Below are 24,788 nucleotides of genomic sequence, written 5' to 3' on the forward strand. Positions count from 1 at the left end.
ATGATAACTAAGCATGAGCAGGGTTCAGAAAACCCTGCTCATCATGTCTCACTTTTTATATTAAACGGTACAAGCCACACACTCTTCCACGCTTAATTTACGTGTTCTCGTATAATACAGACTCTTTAAGCCTTTTTTATGTGCATAGATGTAGTAACGTGCTAATTCACGTGTTGAAATATCACTATTAACGTAAAGAATTGTACTAATTCCTTGGTCAATATGTTCTTGAATTTCTGCGATTAAATCAATTAATTTAAACTGATTCATATCGTAAGAAGATTTATAGTACCAGAACGTATCTTTTGATAAATACGGCATTGGATAATATGTTGTCGCATTCGCATATGTTCTTGATTCGATTTGACTTACGATCGGCATTACGCTTGAAGTTGCATTTTGAACGTAACTGATTGATTGTGTTGGAGCAATGGCAAGACGATATGAGTTGTATAAACCATTCTTCTGTACTTGCTCTTTTAAACTTGTCCAATCTTCTTTTGTTGGAATATGAATTCCTTCAAATAGTTGCTGAACTTTTTCAGTTACTGGGCTGTAATCTGTCGTTTCATACTTTTCGAAGTATGTGCCATTCGCATAATCAGATTTATCGAAGTCCTTAAATGTCTCGCCTTTTTCTGTAGCGATTTCCATACTTTTCTCAATAGAGTAGTAATTTAACATCATAAAGAATGTACGAGCGAATTCTTTCGCTTCTGCACTTTCATAAGCGATTTTATTTTTTGCTAAATATCCGTGTAAGTTCATTGCTCCAAGTCCAACTGAATGAAGCTCGTCATTTGCTTTTTTCACAGTTGGTGCATTCGGAATAATCGTCATATCAGAAACAGCTGTTAAAGCTTCCATTCCCGCATGAACTGCTTCACGAATTTCTTTATTTTCCATTACGTTTACGATATTTAACGATCCTAAGTTACAGTTAATATCACGACGGATAATGTCATCTGTACCGTAATCATTTATTTCTGAAGTTTCTTGAAGCTGGAAGATTTCTGTACATAAGTTCGACATCTTCACAGTTCCAATATCCTTCAATGGATGTTGATTATTTGCATTTGATTTAAACATTAAGTATGGGTAACCAGACTCAAGCTGAATCATAGCGATTTTAATAAGCATATCACGTGCACTAATATCTAGTGGCTTCTTCTTCACTTTCGGATTGCTCATTAATTCATCGTACATTTCATCAATGTCAATATCATCTAAATGCTTGCCATATTCTTTATAAACCGTATAAGGCGCGAAAACATGGAAAGGTTCGTTTTTCTCAGCAAGCTCAAAGAACTTACTTGGAACGATAATTCCGATTGATAGAGACTGAATACGGCTCTTCTCATCGGCATTTATTTTTTTTGTATCAAGGAATTCAATAATATCCCAATGGAAAATGTTTAAATATACTGCACCGGCACCTTTTCGTTGGCCAAGCTGATTCGCATATGAAAACGAATCTTCAAGCAATTTCATAACAGGTACTACGCCACTTGCAGCGTTGTCGATACCTTTAATTTGCTCACCGCGTGCGCGTAGCTTAGATAAGTTTAAAGCTACTCCCCCGCCGATTTTCGATAATTGCATCGCAGTATTAATGTTAAAGCCGATCGAATTTAAGCTATCGTCCATCTCTAACAAGAAACAAGACACCATTTCTCCTCTTCTGCTTCTTCCCGCATTTAAAAAGGTTGGTGTCGCTGGTTGGTAGTTTTGTTTTACAATCATGCTTGCGAATTGTCTTGCCTTCGAAACATCACCGCGTCCTAAGTATAATGAAACAATTGCTACACGATCTTCATAGCTTTCTAAGTATTGTTTTTGATCATTCGTTTTTAACGCATAATCTTTGTAGAACTTAGATGCTGCCATATAAGATTGGAACTCGAAGTTTTCACCATAAGCGATGTTATATACTTCCTCTACTTCCTCCAAGCTATACTCGTCCAGAACGTTGTAATAGTAATCATGTTCTTTCATATACTCCATTCGCTCTGCCACGCTATTAAAAGGAACGGTATTCTCTCTAGCTTCTTCCATAAAGACTTCTAATGCCTCTTTATCTTTATGAAGCTGATAAAAACCGTCCTGCATTTGCGTGATTTCATTATTCAGTTCAATGTGTCGCAATCTCCCGCACCCTTTCCTTAAAATATTCTACATCGTTATTTGTTCCAGATAACTCAAATTTTGATACAATAGGCACTTCATATTTAGTAGAAATCTTGTCAGCACTTGCACCGAACATGTCTCCCCAGTTACGATTGCCGCTTGCAGATACGCCTTTTAATTTTTCATTATTGCGCTCTAAAAAGTCTAAAACACGTTCTGGTACATTGCCAAAACCTGTTGTATACGTAATAAGAATAAAGTCTTCATCTATTACTAGATCTTCATCAATTTGAACGGCCGGCATATTTAATTTGTGAATGAAACGCTTCACGTTTCCTGTCATAGAATCATATGCAACTAACATTTCCGACCCTCCCTCTCAAATCTATATTCTCTATATGTTGTTCTTGATTTCTCTATATATTGTATTACGTTTCAAAATAAGACACAAGATATATGTATAAATTCTTTCTTTTTTTAACTTTTACTTTTCGACATGATAGCCGTTTTTTTTCAATACAATGACTATGAAACAACATTCTAAAACTCATGTCAATAAAGTGCTTTTCAAAAAAGTTGTCAACGAATTTAACCTTATTTTTAAAAAAGTTAACAATATATTTTGTCATAAAACGGTAGATGCTGAAGAAATATATTTCTCCAGCATCACGCAAAAAAGAACAGATATGAAACTATAATCTGCTCTAAAAAACGATTACATTTATCAAATTTACCTTATTAAATATATTATACATATACTTTCGTTTCTCGTTACATACTAAAAGATAACTATTATAGAAAAAGATTATTATTATGGAACTTCAATTTATTTATGAAAAGTTTATTCAGAGTGCTCAATGCGCAAAATATCTTTTACAAATATATGATGCGGATTTTCATCTTTATCAATCATTGTACATACCGGAGCCTCTTCATCAAAGTATACAATCATTCCTTCTACGTACTGATATGTATGTCGAACTTGTACAGTTACTTTAATTTCTACTGCTTCTTCATATGCTCTTTTTATTTTCTGAAGCATTTTTGCTGAACATTTTCGTTTCTCTGGATACATAACCATTCCCATAAATCGATTGCCGGCTCTATCTTTCCACATATAATCCCAATGTGGTAAAATGCCTTGTTTAAAATCGCCCATAATTCCCCTCTCCTTTATCTTTTATTTATCCCGCATTAAACGTCCGATTGGTGAAAGGCTACTAATCAGTGAGAGATGCCCTGCTGATCAAAATTCCCCTTTATGAACGTGGCGTTTCTGAATATGTATAAATCACTTGCCCGCCTCGCTGTGCGTTACCAATGAAATGCTTAAAGTCTTCTCTATTTACAACAACTTCTCTGAACGTATAAAATACATCTTTCGTAACAACATACTCCTTTATTTCACCATTTTTTAGCTGATCTAAAATTGTATTTGCTAATTCTTTATCCATGTATTTCACCTCTCTGCAATATTTTATTTTATCGTATATTCTATAGGTCAACAACTGTAAATTTATCCCGCTATTTGCAGGTAGTGCGATTGGTGTTGACTACTAATCAGTCGTGGAATGAACAAAAAATCTTACTGATTAACGTTTCACTTTATCTCGTTATTATGCCATGATTTTATTTTCGTTATTTCGCAAACAATATCGTTTTACTATATGTCCACTAAATATCATATACTAACATAGCTACTTCTCTATATCAAACATTTCGGCATTCAATTATGCAAAGTTCCATACCACTATGCTACAATATACAAATAGAACTAGGAGGGATACTATGATTCGGAAAGCAAAAAAGACAGATGCAATGGCAATAGCTCCTTTATTGTATAATGCTCTGCATGAAATTGCTGAAAAAATCACAGGTAGCACAGATGAAGCAGAAGTATTACTAGGACTTGAGACATGGTTCTCAAAAGAAAATAACCGTCTGAGCTACGAAAACTGTTTTGTCTATGAACAAGACGAGAGTGCAGTTGGAGTTATTGTCGCTTATCACGGTAGTGAAGCAACACAGCTTGACGCACCAATTGTACATCACTTAAGAGAATTACATAAAGATGAATCAATTACGTTAGAAAAAGAAGCTGAGCTTGATGAGTATTACATTGATACACTATCAGTTTCAAGTGCACACGGCGGAAAAGGTATCGGTTCTAAATTAATTGAAGCTGCCGAAATCTATGCAACTGAAAAAGGACATGAAAAAATCGCTTTACTTGTTAATTTAGAAAACACACGCGCCTATTCACTATACGAAAAGTTAGGTTATAAAAAAGATGAAATTGTTATGCTAGTAGGCGAACCTTATGCTCATCTCGTAAAACCATTAAACGTCAAAATTTCTGTATCTTAAAAAGAAAGCACACGATTTATATAAATCGTGTGCTTTTATGTTAAATTCGTATTTAATATATTTCCATCCATCGCCTCGTGAAACGTATATGTTGTACATCCCCATGGCTTTCTATGCAAAATAGGCGAACCAGACCATCCCATTGCCCTCAGCTCCGTTCCAATCATCGAATTAAAATAATTATGACCTACAAGAGCAATACTTCCATGTACGAGAGCATAACGATGTAATACGTAAGCTGCTTGCCTTGCCCTCTCTCTTACTTCCTTATAAGATTCAACATTTTTATGGTAACCAAGTATCCATAATGCTCGTCCAATACACATCCATACGTTAAGTTTACACTTCAACCATTTTGGCGCATAAAAGCTCGCCGGAACTGCCACTTCCCTAAAAAGAGAATTTTGTATAAAACATAAAGAATCCATTAATTCAGCTGCTGACTGTACAGCACACTTTTGATCACTCGTTACAATCAATTTCGCTACTTCAACCGCTTCTCTTGTTTCCAATGGTATAGGTTGTTTTTCTGTTATAGTATGTAAGTCATATACTTTTATCCATTCATGAAAGGATGTAACCGTCATTGGTTCTATAGTACAATCTAAGCGACCATGACGAATAAAAGAAATCTTCATTCTTTTCACTCTCCATTCATCACTTATGAACTCTATTATGCACTAGTTCTAAACATCATACCACGCAAGAAAATAAAGTTATATACCTTTACATCTCCCCACCATTATCATGTGTTATCGAAGCATGGATACCATCCATCCCATCAAAATATGTACTCGTATCATATTGACGAATCTTTTTTAAATGCATATAAGAAAATAAAAATAAAATTAAAGCTATAACACTCCCCACAAATTCAAACATCATTTTACCGCCTCTAATTTCTCCCACTTCAGCAGGTTATTCTACTTTTTCATTATACCTCGATATAAAGATTCTCGCATTTTTGCTATTTTTTTCAAAAAACATGGATTTTCTACATATTTTCTTACAAAAAGTGAATATTTTTCGAATTTTTACTTTGGAAACATTTACAAAGTAGGAAATATGGTTCAAAATAGGAGGAAATAAAAAAACCCAAATTTATTCTTTTTTTGGGAAAACTGTAACAAGGAGAGTTGCTTATGCAGATCGCAGAAACTGGAGATATCATCGAATTTAAAGGTGGAATGCAAGGCCGTGTTCAAAAAGTAAATCAAAACTCTGTTATTGTTGATATAACAATTATGAAGAATTTTAGAGAACTAGATATGGAACCTCTTACAGTTGTAAGTCATAAAAACTATACTGTCATTAATCAAAATGCATAATATAATAGAAAGAAAGGGCCTGTATACTATACAGGCCCTTTCTTTCTATTAACGATTATCAATTGTTTCCGGATATAGATCGTGGTTCATCATGCGGTAATCAGCCATTTGTTCATACTTCGTCCCTGGGCGCCCGTAGTTGCAGTATGGATCAATTGAAATACCACCACGTGGTGTGAATTTCCCCCATACCTCAATATAACGTGGATCCATTAATTTAATTAAATCGTTCATAATAACGTTCATGCAATCTTCATGGAAATCACCATGATTGCGGAAACTAAATAAATACAACTTTAAAGATTTACTCTCTACCATTTTTTGCTCTGGAATATAGCTAATATAAATTGTTGCAAAATCTGGTTGTCCTGTTTTCGGGCATAAACTTGTAAATTCAGGACAATTGAATTTTACAAAATAATCACGGTTTGGATGATTATTATCAAATACCTCTAATATTTCTGGGCTATATTCAAATAAATATTTTGTATTTTGATTCCCTAGTAATGTTACATCTTTTAAATCTTCATCTAATCTTCCTGTCATTTTAAACATCCCTTCTCGTTATACGCCGCGCTTATTTCCCCATACTAACGCATGAAGCTGAGGCAATACTTTTGCATCATTCATCTCTTTACAATTTACAGCTTTATCAATCAGCCATTCATACTTATCTAATAATTTTTTTATAAGCATCGCATCATCCACTGTTTTTGTATCATCGTTTCCTACTTGTAAGAAAAATGGTACCTTTGGATAACGTTCGTGCATCTTAACTGCATATTCAAAATCATGATCATCGAATACTACTACTTTTAAACTAATATCTTTTCCTGCTAGTTTCTGAATAATAGCATCTAACCTCTGAAAATCTGTTTTCATCGTTGAACTTGGTGGTTTTGGAGAAATTGTTATCTCATCAATTTGAAGTAACCAATCTTGCCATTTACTCCCTTGCGTTTCAATTGCCGTTCGCATTCCATTTTCTTTTAATATAGAAAGAAGAAACTCAATATTTTTCAGTAATGCCGGATTTCCACCTGAAATCGTAACATGAGAAAAATTTTCTCCTCCAATTGCAACAAGCTCATCCCAAATATCTTCTGGTGTCATCTGTCTAATTTGATCTTTAGCTGATCCATCCCACGTAAAAGCAGAATCACACCAAGCACAGCTATAATCACAACCAGCTGTACGGATAAACATTGTCTTTTGCCCTACAACCATTCCTTCACCTTGAATAGTCGGACCGAATATTTCTAAGACAGGGATTTTACTCATCAAGCATCCACTCCCGTCTTACTTCCGCATAACTAGTCGGCGTCTCAAATAGACGAACAAATTCAACGCGAGCTCCTTTATATTCGTTCACTCGATTCTCTTTTGTTAGTGCTTCTGCCATCTTTTCATAAATCCAAACGACCATATTTTCAGCAGTCGTATTCATTGCAGGTAACGTTTCGTTTAAATAACGATGATCTAGATAAATTTCTATTTCATTCTTCCAAATTTCTTTTATATCTCCAAAGTCAATTGCAAGACCTATTTCATTTACATATCCACTAATTCCAAATACAACTTTATATGTGTGACCATGTAAGTTTTTACATTTCCCTTCATAACAGTGTAAATGGTGTGCTGCATCAAATGTAAATTCCTTGCTGACCATTACTCTTTTATTATGGTATTTGAGTTGTTTACGCTGAATATCCTTGTCCATTTTTTGCAAATTCTCTACGATGCGAAATCCAAAAAAGTTATCCATTAGTTGTTCGCTCCTTCGCGTTCTTGTAGGTACGTATCTAATCCTGCTTTACGAAGTTGACATGCTGGACATTCACCGCAACCATCACCAATGATTCCGTTATAACATGTTAATGTTTTTTCTCGAACAAACTCAAATGCTCCAAGTTCATCTGATAATTTCCATGTTTCAGCCTTATCAATCCACATAAGTGGCGTGTGAATGACAAACGGGTAATCCATAGATAAATTTAAAGTAACATTTAACGATTTCACAAACACGTCACGGCAGTCTGGATAACCACTGAAATCAGTTTCACATACACCCGTTACAATATGACGTGCTCCAACTTGTTTTGCTAATACAGCAGCAAATGATAAGAAGAGTAAATTTCGTCCATCTACAAATGTCGATGGCAATTCACCTTCTTCATGTGTAATCTCCATATCCGTTCTCGTTAAAGCATTTGGAGCAAGTTGATTTAATAGACTCATATCTAGTACCGTATGCTTTATTCCTAGTTCTTTTGCAATTTCCGCTGCACAATCAATTTCTAGCTTATGACGTTGATTGTAATTAAACGTTACAGCTTCTACCTCTGCAAACTGCTCTATTGCCCAAAATAAACATGTCGTACTATCTTGTCCTCCACTAAAAACAACAACTGCTTTTTCTTTTTTCATTTCACTCATTCTCCTTCTCTACTATAAATAAGAAGAAAGAACGTTCTTGAACTGTCACAATAAAAAAACAAAACAATACCTAAGGATATTGTTGTTTCCATAGTTTTTTATAGAGGGAGTTCGCGAACCTCTCCCGCGCGGTGCACGGAATTTCTTCTTTCATTGACACAGCTTATTGTAACATATTGTATACTAGCGTAAAAATTTCTGATTTTTCAGCTATTTATTATTTCATTTCTTTCATTTTATAGTATGATTAATTTAATATAAGAAGAGAGGAGGCATCCCACTGAAACCCTTTATTATTTATCTCTTTTTAAATATATTATTCATCCTGATTACAATGCTCGTATATCATTTATTTTGGAATCAAAAAGGGAAACGCTCTCCTAAATTAAATTCAGCTATATTCATTGTACTCTGTTGCCTTGCTACCGTACTCTGTATTACATTTGCAGCAAAAACAAATAATGGTTTTCAATTTGATATGCGCCATATTGTATTAATTGTCGGTACATTAACGGGAGGGCCTATTGCTGGTGGTTCTATCTTAGTTGTATTAAACATATATCGCTTATTATTAGGTGGGATAGGTGTTTTCCCATCTCTTATCGGTTCTGTTCTTCTATTTATTGTTCTATTATTAACATATAAATTTTTCAATCGAACTTCTAATCGTATAAAAATAACACTTGCTATTATCTACAGTCTCACATACGGATTTAGTTGGATACCCTTCTTCCTTTCAAAGGTTACAAATAAGACTGATTATATACCGCATATTATTGTGTATGAATTATGTTCAATGCTTGGTACGATTCTAATTTTATATTTACTACACATATTACAAACTCAAGTTCGTCTCCAAAACGAACTTATAAATGCTGAAAAGTTTCATTTAATTGGTGAAATGGCAGCGTCTATCTCTCATGAAATTCGCAATCCATTAACTTCAACGAAAGGTTTTTTACAACTGTTACAATCAGATACATGCACTGAGCAGGAACGAAAATTATATATCGACATTGCCATTAATGGCATCGAACAAGCAAATCATGTTCTTACAGATTATTTAACCTTTGCTAAACCAAGCATTGAAAAAGAACAAACATTACAGTTAGAAGAAGAATTACTACATGCATTGTCGTTAATTACACCGCTTGCTAATTTAACAAATGTACGTACTCATTATATAAAGCAAAGCACTTCTTTTTTTATCGCTGGAGAAAAGCAAAAACTAAATCAATGTTTATTAAATATTTTAAAAAATTGCATTGAGGCTATGCCAAAAGGCGGTGATCTTTATTTCACATTAGTTCCTGTTCATAAGCATATTCAGTTATATATAAAAGATACAGGAGTCGGTATGGATTCAGAACAAGTAAAACGTCTTGGTTCGCCCTTTTATTCAACGAAAGAAAAAGGTACTGGACTTGGAATGATGGTCGTATTCAGTGTTGTTCAAGCTATGAATGGAAAAATTGATATTATAAGTGAAAAAGGAATCGGTACAACCTTTTTATTAACTTTTCCACTCATACAAAAAACGTGATGAAATACTCATCACGTTTTTTCTGTTCCTTCAACTAATTCAGCAAAAGCTTTCACTTTTCCGTGCGGTTGTTGATTTTCTTTACGTGCTTTCCAGGCGCGCTCTTCTTCTCGCTTCTTCTTAGACATGTTTTTTCAACTCCTTCTTTTCTTTCTCCATGTAGTATTCCAAAATAAGAAAGAAAACTATGCACGTATCAAAAAAGAAGTGGTTTCCCACTTCTTCCACTTTAGCGTTGCAAAATTGCATGTTTCGCCTCTTTTAACTGCGTAAGATGTCTTTGTTCATGCAAATCAAGAAATTGAACCCATTGATACAAATTCAGATCATTAAAAACAGGATGCTTTAATCCATTTTCAAATAAATCTTTTTCATCTATAACACTATGAAGCGCGTGTAATAGTTCTTGGCGTGAATGTTCTAGTAATTGAATTCCTTGCTGTTTTTTCATTAAAGTTTCTGTTGGTTGCATTTGCTGAGGAGCTTCTCGTTTATGTGTGCGATCAAGCGTAAGTTGGAGGTCTTTAAATGGAGTCATGTTTCTTTCATTTTTTTGTAAAGCATATACAAGGGCAGACGTGACAGATTGTTCAACTAAATGCAAGTGGTGTAAAATTTGAATAATACTCCATTTATCACGGCGTGGCTTTACATTCACTTCTGTGTCATTTAACATTTCAATTTCTGATAATAGCGTGCTTCGAGTAGCCTGTAATGAGTTTACTAAACTTTCTAAACTTACATCCATATTAGATTGAAGCATACTTGTTCCCCCCTTTTGTTGGTGAAAAGAGGTGCTCCTTATTAGAAACACCCCTTCAGTATTCTGAATTTTCTTTTATTATCTCATCATTTTCCCATTATGTCGATGTTAAACATGTGAAAAAAGCGCATGTTTTTTACAATTTTGTGTCGTCAATCGCATGTAACCATGCTTCAATTTCTGTAATAACACTTTTCACACAGCCTTCAGCAAATGGTGATGTTAAATTTGCAACCTCTACTAATTCTAAGAACGATTTACTTCCACCTTGTTGGCACAGATTCACATAATCTTCCCACGCCTCTTGTCTATTATCTCTTGCACGTTTCCAAAATTGTAGCGCACAAATTTGAGCAAGCGTGTAATCAATATAATAGAACGGTGAGCTATAAATATGCCCTTGACGTTGCCAAAAACCACCGCGCTCTAAATAATCATTCTCCTCATAATCACGATGTGGTAAATATTTCTTCTCTATGTTACGCCATGCTGTCTTACGCTCTTCAGGTGATGCTTCAGGATTTTCATATACATAATGTTGATATTCATCAACAGATACACCATAAGGTAAAAACAGAAGTGCTGAACTTAAGTGAGAGAAGTAATATTTATCTGCATCTTCTTCAAAGAATAGCTTCATCCATGGCCATGTAAAGAATTCCATACTCATAGAGTGGATTTCACACGCCTCATATGTTGGCCAATTATATTCTGGAATTTCAAATTTACGACTTTCATATACTTGGAAGGCATGACCTGCTTCATGTGTTAATACATCAATGTCACCAGATGTTCCATTGAAGTTTGAGAAAATAAATGGCGCTTTATAATTCTCAATATATGTACAATATCCGCCACCAGCTTTTCCTTTTTTCGCAACTAAATCTAATAAATCATTATCTAGCATGAAATTGAAAAATTCATCTGTTTCAGCCGATAACTCTTTATACATTGTCTTTCCATGATCAACAATCCAATCCGCATCTCCTTTTGGAGTTGGGTTACCTGTAGCAAACTCAAAGTTTTCGTCGTAATAAGCTAACTTCTCTACACCGATACGTGCTTGTTGTCGCTTTCTTAATTCCGTTGTAACGGGAACGATATAATCTAGCACTTGCTGACGGTAATTAGCCACCATCTCCGCATTATAATCTGTACGGTACATTCTTGCATATCCAAGTTCAACAAAGTTTTTGAAACCTAAAGATTTTGCGATTTTCGTTCTCACTTTAACAAGCTCATCATAAATACGATCTAGTTCTTCCTCATTTCCAGCTAAAAATCCGTAGTATGCTTCACTTGCTGCTTTACGTTCGCTTCTTTCTTTTCCTTGCATAAACGGAATCAGTTGCGATAACGTTCTTTCTTCTCCAGCAAAGTCAATTTTTGCAGATGCTAATAACTGTGTATATTGCGATGATAATTTATTTTCTAATTGTAAATCTTTCACGACTTCATCTGAATATGTTTTTAAATCACATTCTGCTAGAGCAAATAATTGTTTTCCATAATACGCCTCTAATTCTTCACGAAATGGAGAATTAATGAGTGCCTTATAATATTTTGTACCATATCCTTGTACAACTGGAGAGAATTCATCAAAGAAATCCTGCTCCTCCTTATAAAAAGTATCCGTCGTATCAACAGAATGGCGAATGTAACAAAGGTTTCCCATTGTACCAAAATCGTTGCGAATCTCATTAATTGAATGAATGACTTGTTTTTGTTCTTCTACAGTTTTTGCGTTATCAAACTTCTCTAAAGCAACAGTAAATTTCTCTTTTAACTCTTCAATATTTGGGCGTTTATATTCATAGTCTTTAAATGACATGAACGAGCCTCCTCTCCATTACATACCTTTATTATAATTCAATACGTCTTCTTGAATTCCCTCTTAATTTTCAACAAATTTCGGCAGTGACTGCCCTGAGTTCATTACAAATAAAAAAGCCTTGGATTTATTTATCCAAAGCTCCTTTGGAACATATTATTTTTCATACTTCCCAATTTTTTTTAATAAATCAAGTAATTCATCTTTTTCATCTTTCGTTAACATTTCAAAAGACTGATGTATAACTTTCTCATGCCCCGGAAAAATAGAAGCAATAAAGTTCTCGCCAGACTCAGTTAATTGCGCGTAAATAACACGTCTGTCATTCGGACATGGAATTCTCTTTACTAATCCCTTTTTCTCCAGCTTATCTACAACATATGTAATGCTGCCACTAGCTATTAAAATACGCTCACCAATTTGCTGAAGTGGTTGACCGCCTTTATGATATAGCAGTTCTAATACAGCAAATTCAGTTGGATTTAATCCGTTACTTTGTATAGATTTATTTGTAGTATCCATAACAGAACGATGTACACGAGATAATGCAATAAATACTTTTAAAGATTGAGAAATATCTTCTCGTTCATTATTTGATGTCATACAACTTTCAACCCTTCACTTAAATTCTCAGCAATAAAAAGAAAATGCCACTTCATACTTCATGTGAATTCCGAATGAGCATTCACTCATCCATTTCCTCTCCCCTAATATATTAAGAATCATTCTTGAATAAAAACATGACAATTTTAACATAGTTTATATATAATGATAATAAAAAAAGAAGGAGTACCACATTTGAAAGTCAAATTCCAAAGCATAATTGTATATATATTGCTTGTTATCCTACCGACAATAGGGATTGGTGCTACATTTTATTCGTATCATACATATAAAATGAAACAGGAAAACAAATTATCTGCTCATACAGTTCTCTTTTTATATAGAGATTATTTGGATCATCATCTTGGTGAAGCAATTTCTGCTTTAGACATGCTTGCAAAAGTTGTAGGCACCGAGACTGGTAATATAAATGGCATTAAACAAATTGTACATGATACAGATGGAAACGATGCACGCTTTTCTGGTCTATATTACGCTACACCAGAAGGAGTCATTACAATCGCATCTGAAGATGAATCAAAGCCTATAGATGTTTCAGACCGTAAATATATTCAAGACGCGCTCCAAACTAAAAAAACCACTGTATCATCAGTCATTACTGATCGCGTTCTTGGACATAAAGCTATTATAATTGCTGCCCCCATATTTAATAAACAGAAGGAGCTCTCAGGATTATTATTAGCTAGTTTACGCTTTGATTACATTTCATCTTCTTTAAATGCCATTAAACCACAATACCATTTTGAGGTAACTGATAAACATGATGTAGTTTTTCTAACCGATGATAATAACGACACAAGTGATACGCATTCTAATATGCTTACTACCCCACTCCAAAGATTAAATTGGAAGGTCTCTGTTTCTCCATTACCTATTCATCAAAAAACCTTATACCAGTGGATTACAATAGAGTGTATAGCTACTTTATTTTTAATGTCTATTTTATTTTTACTTGCTCAATATATTTTGTTAAAACGGCAAACAAAACTTGAAAGACAACAAAATGAACTACAGAAAATTGAATTAGTTGGAACTTTTGCAGCGAGTACAGCACACGAAATCCGTAATCCTCTTACTGGAATTAAAGGGCTCGTCGCTCTATTAAAAGAGAAATATAAAGATGAGCAAGATCAGTTCTACTTTTCCGTAATTGAACAAGAAATAGAGCGAATCAATGAAATTGTAAGTGAATTTCTTATTCTCGGAAAGCCAACCGCCATCATCGAACAAACGTATGATGTAAGAACAATTCTAAATGAGGTAGCATTAATTATTCAATCTGAGGCGAATTTACATAACATTGTATTCCATTTACATTTGCCAGACCATCCTGTTCATATCCGTTGTTCGAAAGACCATATGAAACAAGTGGTTTTAAACATTACAAAAAATGCAATTGAGGCCATGACTTCTAGTGATACACTAACCATTGTAGTAAAAAACAATGAAACACACGCACAATTGCAGATTATAGATACTGGAAAAGGGATTCCGCAACATATTCAAAAACACCTCTTTCATCCGTTCTTTACTAATAAAGATACTGGAACAGGTCTTGGACTTGTCATATGTAAACGAATTGTAGAGATGTATAATGGGCATATTTTTATTGACAGTACAGAAAACGAAGGAACAACAGTTCATATCGAAATTCCGTTACACATAGTATAATTATCCTTATCCTATAAGGGTAATTATACTTATTTCATAAAACCAGCCACAAGCATTCGCCAAAAATTATTTGATTTTCCTTCATACCCGATTTGGAAAATAGGTATTTTTATAATTGAAAACCATTTCGGTGTTTGTTTTTCTTTATAACATTGATATTGTAAAATAAGCTTGTCCAATTCTTGACTAACTTGAATTGTCTCCCTACTATTTAGCCCACTTGTTAATCCTAGTTGAATCATTTCTTCACGTTTCATATGAATATCACGTGAAAGCTTTTCTAATGTGTACTTCCTTTTTACAGTAAACATCCATATCCCCCTTATTATACTTCCATGCTCTTAACTTCACTTCTCCATTGACTTTTTTAACTACTTAATCATATGCAAATTTGAAGAATCAGAAAATTTAACATTTTCTCCCTGTAATTTACAAATCTTTACCCTCACTTTGAGAATTATTACAAATTATTCTATCTTTGTAAATACATTCGCAATAATAGACATTTTTTTCATCTTGTTTTTTTATAAATTCTACGTAAACCGGGGATTCTTAATTTTCCATCTACTTTTCTTCGACATTTTTTGTTTAATTTATATAAAAAAGCAAAACATAATGATGATTGATAAAGTGAAACTTTAATCAGTGTTTTTTGTTCAGCCCCCACTGATTATTAGCATTCACCAATCGGGCGTTTATAGGCAGTGGGTCTCCCACCTATCCAGCCCAATGTTGAGGTGGGAGTCTTACTCCCCACAAATAGCGGGATAACAATAGAAAGGAAATATTTATATGCGAAAATATACGATTGCATTACTCATCATTGTTTTGTTTTTACCGTCCTTCTTATTTCCTATTCAAGCAAATGCTCATACGAATAAAGTTGCTATTGTCATTGATGATTTCGGAAATAATATGAAGGGGACTAATCAAATGTTATCACTTCCCATTCCACTCACTGTTGCTGTTATGCCTTTTCTTCCTTCCACAAAAGAAGATGCAATAGCTGCCCATAAGAAAGGCCATGAAGTTATTATACATATGCCAATGGAACCTATAAAAGGTAAAAAAGAATGGCTTGGGCCGAAAGCAATTACAACTGATTTAAGCGATGAAGAAATAAACAACCGACTTGAACAAGCGATTCAAGAAGTACCGCATGCAATTGGAATGAACAATCATATGGGGTCAAAAGTAACAGCGGATGAAAGAATTGTTCGCCTTATACTTGCTGCTTGTAAAAAACACGGTTTATTTTACTTAGATAGTAAAACGAATCCTAATAGTGTCGTCCCAAAAATCGGAAAAGAATTAGGAGTTCCTATTATTGAAAACCAACTATTTTTTGATGATGTGTATACAGCAGGACATATTTCAAAACAAGCCCAATTACTCATCAAAAAAATTCAAGAAAAACCTATTATGGTAGCTATCGGGCATGTGGGCCCTCCAGGTGAAATTACATCACGCGTTATTGAAACTTCTATCCCTAAAATTCGTGAGCATGCAGACTTTATTTTCTTATCTGATCTAGCATTATCCCCGCCTCCTGTTTCAAAATAAAGTTCATTACTCACATATAATCAGCCCTCACCAATTGGGCTTTTATGGGCAATCCGTCCCCCCACTTAACTTCTTTACTTGCGCTGAATTTTGAGGCTCGGATTTTACTGCCCACAAATGGCGGGACAAAAAAGTACCTATCTATATATAACAGATAGGTACTTTTTTTAACTTAAATATAATCTACATGACTCACTCTGAATCCTTTTTTCTCTATTTTTCCGATTAATTGCTTTAATCTTGTTTCATCTAACTCATCTGATATATTTACAATAACGCGGCGGATATATTGATCACCGTTATCTAACGTAAATAGGCCACCGATATTATATGCTTTTAACAATGTCCCAAGCTCTTTAATCGTTCCCTTACAATCTTGTGTTGCAATTGTTAATATATAACCACCTGTTCGCATACCAAATGAATCTTCAATAACATCAAATATATTCGAATGCGTTAACATACCGACAAATTCATTATAATCATTTAGCACGGCTAAAAACGGAAGCCGACGAATTACATAAAAAGCTCTGAAGAATGAATCCTTTTCAAAAATAAATGCATTGGAATCATCAAGCATATCCCCTGCACTTACATGCTCTAATCCGCTATTGCATTTTTTTTCTAATAAATCTACTTTATAAATAATCCCCGTGAATTTCTTCTCATCTTCTGCTAATACCGGGATGGCTCGAAATCCCGTTTCGTTCATCATTTGCAGTGCCTCTTCACCAGAATCATTTATCTTGCAAAATGTTACTTGCTGCTTTGGCAGAAAATGATATTTAACTCGCAAAATATGTTCCTCCTTACATGTCAACATGTAATCTATATATAATAAGGAGACCTATATTTTATGAGTGAAATTATTTTTAAAACGCTTTCATTTATTTATTAACTTGTATCCATATCACATCCATTTTTATATAACAGAGCTCCTTGCACCCTTAATCATTAATAACTTTACATGATAGTTCATTAAATATTCTATACCCTCTAGCCATTTTTTCGCTTCTTCTGGCGTTTTTCCCCACACAATCATGCCGTAATTATGAACAAGAACTACTCCTCCACCTTCAATGAAATTCGGAACATTGCTTTCTAATAAATCAGCGAATTTTTTTTCATCTTCTACAATTGGAATTGTCATTTCTGTTATACCTTCTTTTCCGAAAACACGCTCCACACTGCGTTTATCGAACGTTACTTCTCCTTCTTCCCCATATAACTCTGATATTAAATGACTATCTACAGTCTGCACTTGTAAAATACATCCTGCACTACTTTTTTTATAAATATCCGCATGCATAAATGACTCTGTAGCTGGTTTTTCTTCATTTTCAAATACTGACTCGCACATGCAATTTACGACAATAAAATCTTCTTCCGAAAATAGCCCTTTATCTCTTCCCTCAACATTTACTAAAAATGTTAACGGCTCTTTTGACGTACATAGCGATAAGCTAATTTTGGTACCATAAAACCAATCACGAAGTGCCAATTCAGATTTCACATCTTTTAATTCATTCCATTTCTTCAGAAAAAATAACATTTCGTCACCCCCGGCATAATATTCATATAAGGTTCGAATCCTTTCTATGTAAAAGGAATATTTTTTGATTATTCTAAAAATTTAATTGAATTATCACATGAGAACGCTTTTTTGTCAATATAGTTTCGTGGTTCTTCTTTAAAATAGGCTATTCATATGTCTATACTCCTATCTATTTCCTATTTCATTTTGCACATAAAAAATACGCTATTCTTTAATTAAAGAATAGCGTATTTTCCTCATTTTTTATTCCGCATTAACGGGCAGCCCGATTGGTGAGGGCTACTAATCAGTGGGGAATGAACAAAACCCCCACTGAATAAAGTTTCACTTTATTTCTTTATTGCATTATACAAAAACTGTGCGTATTGTTCACGTGTTACGAAATTATCTCCTAAAAAATTCCCTTCCCCGTCGCCTTTTGATATTTTATTATCCACTAAAGCTTTCACATATCCTTTCGCCCAATGGCCATTTGGTACATCTTTAAAATTCTCTGCACTATTTTCATTTTCTTTTAACTGAAATACTCTTTGTAGTACTACTGACATTTCATATCGAGTTAATACTCCATCCGGACGGAACATACCATTTCCATAGCCTGTCATAATTCCAGCTTGAACCACTGCATCAATAGCCGTTTCATACATATTTCCTTTCGTATCTGTAAATGCCGTTTTTTGTTCTAGATTATTTTCTAATTTTAAATATCTTTGTATTAGAAGTGCTACTTGTCCACGAGTAATGTTATCACCAAATCCAAATTCACCATTTCCATAGCCTATAAATAATTTTTCTTTCGCTAAGTAATTAATTGCTTCTTCTGACCAATGTCCCTTTGGTACATCTTTAAATTCTACCACTTCTGTTTTCTCATCTTCTTTAGATGTATTACCGTCTTTACTTTCTACTACATTTTGAATAACAGATCCTGTAAAGAAGATTCCTGTATCCGCGAATGGATCTTTCACACCAAATTCATATACTTTCTCACCTGGTGTACTCCATTTCACTACACCATTACTATACGTACCATTATCGCTCTTCAGACGGATTTTCGTAGAAATCTCACCATCTTTTTCATATATAGGTACTTTTACTTCTTTATTTACTTCTGTTTCCTCTAAAAATACTTTTTGATTTTGGACATTAATATAAGCCGTCTTACTTAGTTCTATAACTGGTCGGACATCACGGATTTCATTTGCAACAAAACTTAGAAATACTAATTTTTTTAAATTACTAACTGGTGATAAGTCTGAAATATAATTCGCTTCTAAATCAAGCTTTTGTAAGTTTACTAAACTTGATAATGGAGTAATATCTTTTAACTCGTTGTTGGGTAAGTTTAAAATTTTCAACTGTGTCATCTTACTTAGAGGAGTAACATCTGTTATTTCATTTTTCCCTATCCATAGCTCTTGTAATTGATTCAATTGATCAATGCCTGATAAATCTTTCACTTTATTACGTGTTAATACTAAATCTTTTAACGGTAACGTATAAAGCGGTTTAATATCTTCAATTTGATTACCTGCTAAAGTTAAGTATGTTACATTTTTCAAATTGCTTAATGGAGCAACGTTCGTAATTTTATTATTTGCTAAATTCAAGTAATCTAGTTGTTCCATTTTCGCTAATGCTGTTACATCTTCTATTTGGTTGCCTGATAGAAATAAACTTTTTACATTTTTCATTTCAGTTAGTGGTGCAACGTTTGTAATTTTATTATTACTTAAATCAAGGGATTCTAAATTATCCATCTTAACAAGTGGCATTACATCTGCAAATTCATTACCACGCAAAGCTAAATGATTTAATTGCTTTAAGTTCGCAAAGAACGACGGATCCTTTATCTTCGCATTCGCAACTGTTAAAGATTTTAAATTTGGCATATATTTTAATGCACTATAATCAAGTATCTCATTTGTATTTAAAAACAAATCCTTTACTTGTAATAAATCTTCTTTCGTAATTGGTGTATTTAAATCTTTTCTATTAAATACTTTTTTATTAACAAGCTCTCTTAATTTGTTATCTGTTATCATATTTTGATTATCAACTGGATTATCCGTTTCCGTATTTCCTGAATTAGAGTTATCATCTGGTTTCTCTGTTTCTTTGTTACCTACAGTTGGATCTTTAATTTCAAATTGAACTTGATATTTGTGATCATATCCAATAGCTGGAATAAGTATATGCATTTGCATATTGTGCTTCTTCTCAAACTCGCCAATTTCAAATTGAACTACCTTCGTTCCATTCTTCCTCTTATCTTCTGACAAAACCTTCACATCATGAAATACACCAGGCTGGTTTTTATCTTCTATTCTAAGATATTGAAAATAATCGCTATCTTGCATTGTTACAGTGACAATTTTTTTGCCAGCTGCAATCGTTACTTTAGGATCTTTTATATATTGAGAAACCATAGATGGCTCATCTTTTTGGTCCTTATATATTTTAATCTCAGTATCATACGTGCGATCACTCGCTGCTGCTACCGATTGATTTGCTTCAACTTTTAATGCCGCTAATGCTGGAGTAGAGTACGTAGCAAATGGAATCGCTAATGTTGTCGCTACTACTAGCGCCTTCATATAATTTTTTTTCAAAATAATATCCCCTATCATATATAATTTTCACAATTGATAACATTTATCAATTAATCACAAATAAATGATAATGAATCTCATTATCATTGTCAATGAGAATATTACATTAAATTTATATTTTTAAAGGTACAAAATAAAAAAGCCCTTTATTCAAAGGGCTTTTTTACCTATCGTATGAAGAATTTCACTTTTTTCCTTCTCATTGATGACACCTATTTTTTGCAAAATATTCGCGTACAATACAAGTTTATTATATATTCGTTCTGACATGTTCTCCCTTCTTTCCTTCGACCAACTTTTTTTGTATTGGTAAATTATATGAAAGAGGTGAGAAAATGTGTCCACTTTTTGCATAACTGCAAATCTTTTATTTTACGATTTACAGATAATAAAACTCCCTCCTAAAAATTAGGTGGGAGTTTATGTGCTTTCACTGTATTTAACAAACTGTCCACTGAATATTATGCTTCATAAGTTCTTCTTCAAAGCTATATGGCATTTTTTTATCACAAATTACGTGTTGAATACGCGAAATTGCTGCTATACGATAATTCCCTTTCACGCCTACCTTCGTATGATCACATAAAATATATGTTTTCTCAGCTAATTTCATCATCGCCTCTGACAATTTCGCTTTCTCTAATTCAAAGCTGGAAACTCCAAAACTAGGTAATAACCCATCAATCGAAACAAACGCTTTATGAAAATGGAATTGCTGTATGACTTGCTGAGAAATAGACCCTGATACACGCGAATGCTTTGGAGATACTTTTCCACCTATAAATAAAACTTCACCATGAAACATCTTTTTATTAATAGAAGAAATTAATTGTGTTGCGACTGGAAATGAACTTGTTACAATTGTTAAGTTCTTACGATGAACAAGGTATGGAACCATCTGAAGCGGTGTACTTCCATCATCAATTGCAATGACATCACCATCTTCTACAAATGTCGCTGCTTTATAACCAATTCTTTTCTTCTCTTCTATATGTAGCATTTCTCTTTCTAACATTGGTGCCTCTACTCCAGCGCCTGGAAGTTGAACAGCTCCACCATACACTTTTTTCAGCTTCTTTTCACGATCTAATTCTTCTAAATATCGACGAATCGTTTCTGTTGATACAGCAAATTCTCTCGCTAATTCTGAGACCTTTACTTTCCCTTTAAATTCTACCTTTTCAAGAATGGTTCGCTTTCTTTCTTCTCCTACTACAGACATAGCTTCACCTCATTTATATCTCCCTTATAAACTTCCTTACTTATACAAAGTTATAATTTTCTTTATAAGTAGAAACTTCTTCATGAATATGAATACCGCGCTTTGCTAGCTCATCAAAAATCAATTGTGGATTTTCAAAGGCTTCTTCAGGCGTAACAACACCCACCCTATTTACATTTCCATTTGCAATTAACTCTGTAGCAACCCCAAATGGAATACCGACGTTTCTCGTATACGCTCTTAATTTTTCCCATCCTACAACAGAACCATCAGATAACGGATGTGTATGATATAACACATGTCTTTGCTTCTCATTATTTTTCATACCTATTACTTCTACATGAAGTGCATAACCATAAAGCTCTGTTTCTTGACCTTCTTTCGATTGCAATAAATACTGCGAAATACAATCCATAATTCCTATTTCTTTCCCGTTTATTTCAATCTGATCATTACGCAATATGCCGTAATCATATAAAGCACGTACAAGTTGCATATTTTGCTTTGGCCAAGTTCCTCTCGTCTCTATCAGTTTGACACCTTTATTTTCTAGTGCCTTTGCTAACGTAATCGTTTCAGAATGCGGAATGATATACTGTGTTGCCTTACCATAAGGCGCTGGCAATTCTATTTCTCTCGGACGCGCAAACGGAAGTACTTGCTTAAATTCACCATCTTCATACACTATACGCGATGATAAATGTGGATCATATTCATATGTCGTTGTCTCTGTAATTGAAGCAGAAAAAGCAATCGGACGATACGAACCGTGACTTACACGGACGGACTCTACAGTATCCAGTTGATTTGCTGCATGCATTGCCATCATTTGCGTTACACCTGGCGTCATGCCAAATCCAGGTAAACATGTTTTTTCATTTTGAACAAATATAGCATGCGATTCATTTTCTTCACCAAATCCATTTAAGTTCACACCGTGACAGCCTGCTTCTGCAATACAGCGAGTCGACAATCCGTTTAGCTTTATCGTCGTACCGTCCATTACAATGTCATAACCTTTCATTTTTGCAACCGTATCCTCGTGATTCGTTACATCTACTTTTACAAAATCAACACGAGGATCGTTGAGCCATTCTACTACTTTACGGCCCTCTTCCTCGTTAAAATCGGCTACAGTAATCGTCTCAAAAGATGAAAATTGAACTAAATCCAAAATAGCTTCACGACAAATTTTACCTGCTCCACCTAAGCAAAATACTTTCACCCAATAACAGCTCCTTTAGCCATACAATCAACTAAGCGATTAATATCTTCTTCATGTACATCACCGATATTTCCAATGCGGAACGTATCTACTTTCGAAATTTTCCCAGGGTAAATAACAAATCCATAACGCTTTAATTCGTTATATAACTGTTGAAACTCAAACCCCTCTTTTGGATAAATGAAAGATGTAATAATAGGAGATTGATATTTCTTATCTACTAGTGGCTTAAATCCGATTTCTCCCATTCTATTCACTAGTAGTTTTTGATTGTTGTAATATCGATTGTAACGCGCTCTTACTCCACCTTCTTTTTCTAGCTCAAGTAGCGCTTGATAAAAAGCATGTACAACATGTGTAGGCGAAGTAAAACGCCATTTCCCATTTTGTTTTTCCATCGTTTCCCACTGATCATATAAATCAAGAGATAAAGAGCGTCCTTGCCCTTTACACTTCAATAATTCATCACGTTTTGCGATTACAAATCCGAATCCAGGAACCCCTTGAATACACTTATTTGCACTACTAATTAAAAAATCAATTTGTAAATCAGCAATGTCTATTTCAATCCCGCCGAAACTACTCATCGCATCAACAATTGTAACCTTTCCATACTGTTGTCCTAATTTACATACATCTACAATTGGATTTATAATTCCTGTCGTTGTTTCACAATGAACAACTGCAATATGCGTAATCTCTTTATCTTCTTGCAATAACTTTTCTACTTCTACAATATTAGTAGGTTCCCACTCTTCTGTTTGACTGATCACTACATCAATCTGTAACATCTCTGCCATTTGCACAATTCGCTTACCGTACGCACCATTTGTACAAACGAGAAGCTTCCCATTTGCCGGAATAACAGAACCAATTACTGCTTCAACTGAAAACGTACCGCTTCCTTGCATTAACACTGTTGTATATTTCTCTTCTTCCTTCGTCGCTAACGAGACAAGTTTAGCTCTTACTTCTTGCACCATCGTATTATATTCATCATCCCACGTACACCAATCGTATAGCATAACTTCTTTTACTGATTTTGTTGTCGTTAATGGTCCTGGTGTTAATAATAAGTAGTGATTTTCATTCATGATCCCGTGCCCCTTTTATGAAATAATAAGTTCTTGTTTCTCGATATGTTCCATTACGTTTTCGAGCTCCTGCATCGTTTCAATCGTAAAATGAGCCCCATTTTCAACAAACCGATTACGAACTATTTCTATTTTTTCACGAAGCTCTACCGAATCCATACTCTCCACTTCCTCTTCCGTTAAACCAAGCTCACTACTTCCAAGAATTACACCAACTGTCCACATTCCAGCATTTCTACCTTCTTTCATATCTGATACTGTGTCCCCTACTTTTATCATATGGTTCATCGGATACACACCAAGTTCCATTGCATTTTTATAGCACATCCATGGATATGGACGGCCTGCTGGAACATCATCTGGCGTAACAAGAAAATCAGGTTTATATCCTTGTAACGCTGCTTCCTTTGCTACAATTCCCATCATTTCTCTCGTATAGCCCGTTGTTGAACCGATTTTAATGCCTCTCTCACGTAAAGAAGCGATTACTTCTTTTACCCCATCAATCGGCGTAGCATAACTTGGTAAAATAGAAAAGAGAATTTCTTCAAACTCTTCATACATCTCATGAATGTCTGCTTCTGTTGGTAATTGACCGAAGACACGCTTCCACTCATCCGCAATACGAGGCATTTCTGTTAGTGCCCTTACATGATCTATTTTTAATAATCCCATTGGCTTACGTGCTTCTTCTGCTGTAATTTCAACGCCGCGTTTTTGAAAAATCTTCATGAATACTTCTAGCGGTGCAAAACATCCGTAATCAACCGTCGTACCTGCCCAATCAAAAATAACTGCTTCAATTTTCATTCTGTCCATCACCCTTC

Annotated in this window: 27 protein-coding genes and 1 riboswitch; of the genes, 5 read left to right on the plus strand and 22 right to left on the minus strand. The window is 34.3% G+C overall.

Annotated elements, in window-relative coordinates:
* Positions 1-60: 60 nt before the first annotated feature.
* The 4 genes from nrdE to HMAS_RS17425 form a co-directional block, all read right to left on the minus strand.
* Positions 61-2,145, minus strand: a complete 2,085-nt coding sequence (gene nrdE, locus HMAS_RS17405) for a class 1b ribonucleoside-diphosphate reductase subunit alpha (protein ID WP_001215839.1) — start codon at positions 2,143-2,145, stop codon at positions 61-63.
* The gene (nrdI, locus tag HMAS_RS17410) at positions 2,132-2,491 is read right to left on the minus strand and encodes a class Ib ribonucleoside-diphosphate reductase assembly flavoprotein NrdI (RefSeq protein WP_000959447.1); all 360 of its coding nucleotides are present in this window, start codon (positions 2,489-2,491) and stop codon (positions 2,132-2,134) included. The genes nrdE and nrdI overlap by 14 nt, the downstream gene beginning before the upstream one ends.
* Positions 2,492-2,968: 477 nt before the next feature.
* Complete coding sequence (locus tag HMAS_RS17420; protein ID WP_000502205.1) at positions 2,969-3,286, minus strand: hypothetical protein; 318 nt, start codon at positions 3,284-3,286, stop codon at positions 2,969-2,971.
* A 100-nt stretch (positions 3,287-3,386) separates the two neighbouring features.
* Positions 3,387-3,581 carry a hypothetical protein gene (locus tag HMAS_RS17425; RefSeq protein WP_000356684.1) on the minus strand — a complete coding sequence of 65 codons (195 nt, stop codon included), beginning with the start codon at positions 3,579-3,581 and terminating at the stop codon, positions 3,387-3,389.
* A gap of 334 nt (positions 3,582-3,915) precedes the next feature.
* Between HMAS_RS17425 and HMAS_RS17430 the strand changes: the two genes are divergently transcribed.
* Positions 3,916-4,494 carry a GNAT family N-acetyltransferase gene (locus tag HMAS_RS17430; protein ID WP_000619542.1) on the plus strand — a complete coding sequence of 193 codons (579 nt, stop codon included), beginning with the start codon at positions 3,916-3,918 and terminating at the stop codon, positions 4,492-4,494.
* A gap of 35 nt (positions 4,495-4,529) precedes the next feature.
* Here the strand turns inward: HMAS_RS17430 and HMAS_RS17435 are convergent, their stop codons facing one another.
* Both HMAS_RS17435 and HMAS_RS27740 read right to left on the minus strand, forming a co-directional pair.
* On the minus strand, positions 4,530-5,132 hold the full coding sequence (locus HMAS_RS17435; protein ID WP_000703105.1) for a hypothetical protein: 603 nt from the start codon (positions 5,130-5,132) through the stop codon (positions 4,530-4,532).
* Between the two features lie 88 nt (positions 5,133-5,220).
* On the minus strand, positions 5,221-5,403 hold the full coding sequence (locus HMAS_RS27740; protein ID WP_002023607.1) for a hypothetical protein: 183 nt from the start codon (positions 5,401-5,403) through the stop codon (positions 5,221-5,223).
* Between the two features lie 233 nt (positions 5,404-5,636).
* On the opposite strand from HMAS_RS27740, the gene HMAS_RS17440 reads away from it, so the two are divergent.
* Entirely contained in the window at positions 5,637-5,822 is a 186-nt protein-coding gene (locus tag HMAS_RS17440) for a YkvS family protein (protein WP_001165082.1), read from the plus strand.
* A 48-nt stretch (positions 5,823-5,870) separates the two neighbouring features.
* Here HMAS_RS17440 and queF read toward each other — a convergent pair whose 3' ends face one another.
* From queF to queC, 4 genes are read right to left on the minus strand one after another with little or no spacing between them, the layout of a single operon-like run.
* The gene (queF, locus tag HMAS_RS17445) at positions 5,871-6,368 is read right to left on the minus strand and encodes a preQ(1) synthase (RefSeq protein ID WP_001986050.1); all 498 of its coding nucleotides are present in this window, start codon (positions 6,366-6,368) and stop codon (positions 5,871-5,873) included.
* Positions 6,369-6,386: 18 nt separating this feature from the next.
* Positions 6,387-7,103, minus strand: a complete 717-nt coding sequence (gene queE, locus HMAS_RS17450) for a 7-carboxy-7-deazaguanine synthase QueE (RefSeq protein ID WP_000036294.1) — start codon at positions 7,101-7,103, stop codon at positions 6,387-6,389.
* Positions 7,096-7,587, minus strand: a complete 492-nt coding sequence (gene queD / locus HMAS_RS17455) for a 6-carboxytetrahydropterin synthase QueD (RefSeq protein WP_000368414.1) — start codon at positions 7,585-7,587, stop codon at positions 7,096-7,098. Before queD ends, queE begins: the two co-directional genes overlap by 8 nt.
* Complete coding sequence (gene queC, locus HMAS_RS17460; RefSeq protein ID WP_000711595.1) at positions 7,587-8,249, minus strand: 7-cyano-7-deazaguanine synthase QueC; 663 nt, start codon at positions 8,247-8,249, stop codon at positions 7,587-7,589. The genes queD and queC overlap by 1 nt, the downstream gene beginning before the upstream one ends.
* 93 nt (positions 8,250-8,342) lie before the next feature.
* Positions 8,343-8,386, minus strand: a riboswitch (PreQ1 riboswitch).
* 206 nt (positions 8,387-8,592) lie between these two features.
* Here queC and kinB point away from each other — a divergent pair.
* Positions 8,593-9,801 (plus strand): sporulation sensor histidine kinase KinB, encoded by a 1,209-nt coding sequence (kinB, locus tag HMAS_RS17465; protein ID WP_116344938.1) that lies wholly within the window; start codon positions 8,593-8,595, stop codon positions 9,799-9,801.
* Between the two features lie 11 nt (positions 9,802-9,812).
* On the opposite strand, the gene HMAS_RS28120 is transcribed toward kinB, so the two are convergent.
* The 4 genes from HMAS_RS28120 to HMAS_RS17480 form a co-directional block, all read right to left on the minus strand.
* Positions 9,813-9,929 carry a DUF6254 family protein gene (locus HMAS_RS28120; RefSeq protein ID WP_000038355.1) on the minus strand — a complete coding sequence of 39 codons (117 nt, stop codon included), beginning with the start codon at positions 9,927-9,929 and terminating at the stop codon, positions 9,813-9,815.
* A gap of 101 nt (positions 9,930-10,030) precedes the next feature.
* Entirely contained in the window at positions 10,031-10,564 is a 534-nt protein-coding gene (locus HMAS_RS17470; RefSeq protein WP_000941961.1) for a DinB family protein, read from the minus strand.
* A gap of 136 nt (positions 10,565-10,700) precedes the next feature.
* On the minus strand, positions 10,701-12,395 hold the full coding sequence (locus tag HMAS_RS17475; RefSeq protein ID WP_000008577.1) for a M3 family oligoendopeptidase: 1,695 nt from the start codon (positions 12,393-12,395) through the stop codon (positions 10,701-10,703).
* Between the two features lie 156 nt (positions 12,396-12,551).
* Positions 12,552-12,998 (minus strand): MarR family winged helix-turn-helix transcriptional regulator, encoded by a 447-nt coding sequence (locus tag HMAS_RS17480; protein WP_000203336.1) that lies wholly within the window; start codon positions 12,996-12,998, stop codon positions 12,552-12,554.
* A gap of 195 nt (positions 12,999-13,193) precedes the next feature.
* Between HMAS_RS17480 and HMAS_RS17485 the strand changes: the two genes are divergently transcribed.
* The gene (locus HMAS_RS17485) at positions 13,194-14,690 is read left to right on the plus strand and encodes a DUF3149 domain-containing protein (protein WP_116344939.1); all 1,497 of its coding nucleotides are present in this window, start codon (positions 13,194-13,196) and stop codon (positions 14,688-14,690) included.
* Between the two features lie 29 nt (positions 14,691-14,719).
* Here HMAS_RS17485 and HMAS_RS17490 read toward each other — a convergent pair whose 3' ends face one another.
* Positions 14,720-15,001 carry an aspartyl-phosphate phosphatase Spo0E family protein gene (locus tag HMAS_RS17490; protein ID WP_000495536.1) on the minus strand — a complete coding sequence of 94 codons (282 nt, stop codon included), beginning with the start codon at positions 14,999-15,001 and terminating at the stop codon, positions 14,720-14,722.
* A gap of 481 nt (positions 15,002-15,482) precedes the next feature.
* Between HMAS_RS17490 and HMAS_RS17495 the strand changes: the two genes are divergently transcribed.
* Positions 15,483-16,253: a divergent polysaccharide deacetylase family protein gene (locus tag HMAS_RS17495; RefSeq protein WP_001234119.1), complete on the plus strand. Its 771-nt coding sequence runs from the start codon at positions 15,483-15,485 to the stop codon at positions 16,251-16,253.
* A 172-nt stretch (positions 16,254-16,425) separates the two neighbouring features.
* On the opposite strand, the gene cbpA is transcribed toward HMAS_RS17495, so the two are convergent.
* The 7 genes from cbpA to phnX form a co-directional block, all read right to left on the minus strand.
* Positions 16,426-17,049 carry a cyclic di-AMP binding protein CbpA gene (gene cbpA, locus HMAS_RS17500; protein WP_001264208.1) on the minus strand — a complete coding sequence of 208 codons (624 nt, stop codon included), beginning with the start codon at positions 17,047-17,049 and terminating at the stop codon, positions 16,426-16,428.
* 126 nt (positions 17,050-17,175) lie between these two features.
* A complete protein-coding gene (locus HMAS_RS17505) occupies positions 17,176-17,805 on the minus strand; it encodes a class II aldolase/adducin family protein (protein ID WP_116344940.1) in 630 nt (209 codons plus the stop codon).
* Between the two features lie 332 nt (positions 17,806-18,137).
* A complete protein-coding gene (locus tag HMAS_RS17510; protein ID WP_016122153.1) occupies positions 18,138-20,438 on the minus strand; it encodes an NEAT domain-containing leucine-rich repeat protein in 2,301 nt (766 codons plus the stop codon).
* Positions 20,439-20,859: 421 nt separating this feature from the next.
* Positions 20,860-21,642 (minus strand): DeoR/GlpR family DNA-binding transcription regulator, encoded by a 783-nt coding sequence (locus HMAS_RS17515; RefSeq protein WP_000117668.1) that lies wholly within the window; start codon positions 21,640-21,642, stop codon positions 20,860-20,862.
* Positions 21,643-21,682: 40 nt separating this feature from the next.
* A complete protein-coding gene (locus tag HMAS_RS17520; RefSeq protein WP_000862165.1) occupies positions 21,683-22,867 on the minus strand; it encodes a saccharopine dehydrogenase family protein in 1,185 nt (394 codons plus the stop codon).
* The gene (gene phnW, locus HMAS_RS17525) at positions 22,864-23,961 is read right to left on the minus strand and encodes a 2-aminoethylphosphonate--pyruvate transaminase (RefSeq protein WP_001004775.1); all 1,098 of its coding nucleotides are present in this window, start codon (positions 23,959-23,961) and stop codon (positions 22,864-22,866) included. Before phnW ends, HMAS_RS17520 begins: the two co-directional genes overlap by 4 nt.
* Positions 23,962-23,976: 15 nt before the next feature.
* Positions 23,977-24,771 (minus strand): phosphonoacetaldehyde hydrolase, encoded by a 795-nt coding sequence (gene phnX, locus HMAS_RS17530; protein WP_016122152.1) that lies wholly within the window; start codon positions 24,769-24,771, stop codon positions 23,977-23,979.
* Positions 24,772-24,788: the final 17 nt, after the last annotated feature.

Source organism: Bacillus sp. HMA207, assembly GCF_003402455.1.
Taxonomy (GTDB): domain Bacteria; phylum Bacillota; class Bacilli; order Bacillales; family Bacillaceae_G; genus Bacillus_A; species Bacillus_A cereus.

Bases quoted from the DNA above. Each gene is read 5' to 3' on its own strand.
- HMAS_RS17480 (WP_000203336.1), bottom strand. From the start codon at position 12,998: ATGACATCAAATAATGAACGAGAAGATATTTCTCAATCTTTAAAAGTA.
- HMAS_RS17490 (WP_000495536.1), bottom strand. From the start codon at position 15,001: ATGTTTACTGTAAAAAGGAAGTACACATTAGAAAAGCTTTCACGTGAT.
- HMAS_RS17425 (WP_000356684.1), bottom strand. From the start codon at position 3,581: ATGGATAAAGAATTAGCAAATACAATTTTAGATCAGCTAAAAAATGGT.
- HMAS_RS17515 (WP_000117668.1), bottom strand. From the start codon at position 21,642: ATGTCTGTAGTAGGAGAAGAAAGAAAGCGAACCATTCTTGAAAAGGTA.
- HMAS_RS17510 (WP_016122153.1), bottom strand. From the start codon at position 20,438: ATGATAGGGGATATTATTTTGAAAAAAAATTATATGAAGGCGCTAGTA.
- HMAS_RS17475 (WP_000008577.1), bottom strand. From the start codon at position 12,395: ATGTCATTTAAAGACTATGAATATAAACGCCCAAATATTGAAGAGTTA.
- kinB (WP_116344938.1), top strand. From the start codon at position 8,593: ATGCTCGTATATCATTTATTTTGGAATCAAAAAGGGAAACGCTCTCCT.
- phnX (WP_016122152.1), bottom strand. From the start codon at position 24,771: ATGAAAATTGAAGCAGTTATTTTTGATTGGGCAGGTACGACGGTTGAT.
- HMAS_RS17420 (WP_000502205.1), bottom strand. From the start codon at position 3,286: ATGGGCGATTTTAAACAAGGCATTTTACCACATTGGGATTATATGTGG.
- HMAS_RS17435 (WP_000703105.1), bottom strand. From the start codon at position 5,132: ATGAAGATTTCTTTTATTCGTCATGGTCGCTTAGATTGTACTATAGAA.
- queF (WP_001986050.1), bottom strand. From the start codon at position 6,368: ATGACAGGAAGATTAGATGAAGATTTAAAAGATGTAACATTACTAGGG.
- HMAS_RS17440 (WP_001165082.1), top strand. From the start codon at position 5,637: ATGCAGATCGCAGAAACTGGAGATATCATCGAATTTAAAGGTGGAATG.
- queE (WP_000036294.1), bottom strand. From the start codon at position 7,103: ATGAGTAAAATCCCTGTCTTAGAAATATTCGGTCCGACTATTCAAGGT.
- HMAS_RS17430 (WP_000619542.1), top strand. From the start codon at position 3,916: ATGATTCGGAAAGCAAAAAAGACAGATGCAATGGCAATAGCTCCTTTA.
- HMAS_RS17505 (WP_116344940.1), bottom strand. From the start codon at position 17,805: ATGTTATTTTTTCTGAAGAAATGGAATGAATTAAAAGATGTGAAATCT.
- queC (WP_000711595.1), bottom strand. From the start codon at position 8,249: ATGAAAAAAGAAAAAGCAGTTGTTGTTTTTAGTGGAGGACAAGATAGT.
- queD (WP_000368414.1), bottom strand. From the start codon at position 7,587: ATGGATAACTTTTTTGGATTTCGCATCGTAGAGAATTTGCAAAAAATG.
- HMAS_RS17495 (WP_001234119.1), top strand. From the start codon at position 15,483: ATGCGAAAATATACGATTGCATTACTCATCATTGTTTTGTTTTTACCG.
- phnW (WP_001004775.1), bottom strand. From the start codon at position 23,961: ATGAATGAAAATCACTACTTATTATTAACACCAGGACCATTAACGACA.
- nrdI (WP_000959447.1), bottom strand. From the start codon at position 2,491: ATGTTAGTTGCATATGATTCTATGACAGGAAACGTGAAGCGTTTCATT.
- HMAS_RS17470 (WP_000941961.1), bottom strand. From the start codon at position 10,564: ATGCTTCAATCTAATATGGATGTAAGTTTAGAAAGTTTAGTAAACTCA.
- HMAS_RS28120 (WP_000038355.1), bottom strand. From the start codon at position 9,929: ATGTCTAAGAAGAAGCGAGAAGAAGAGCGCGCCTGGAAAGCACGTAAA.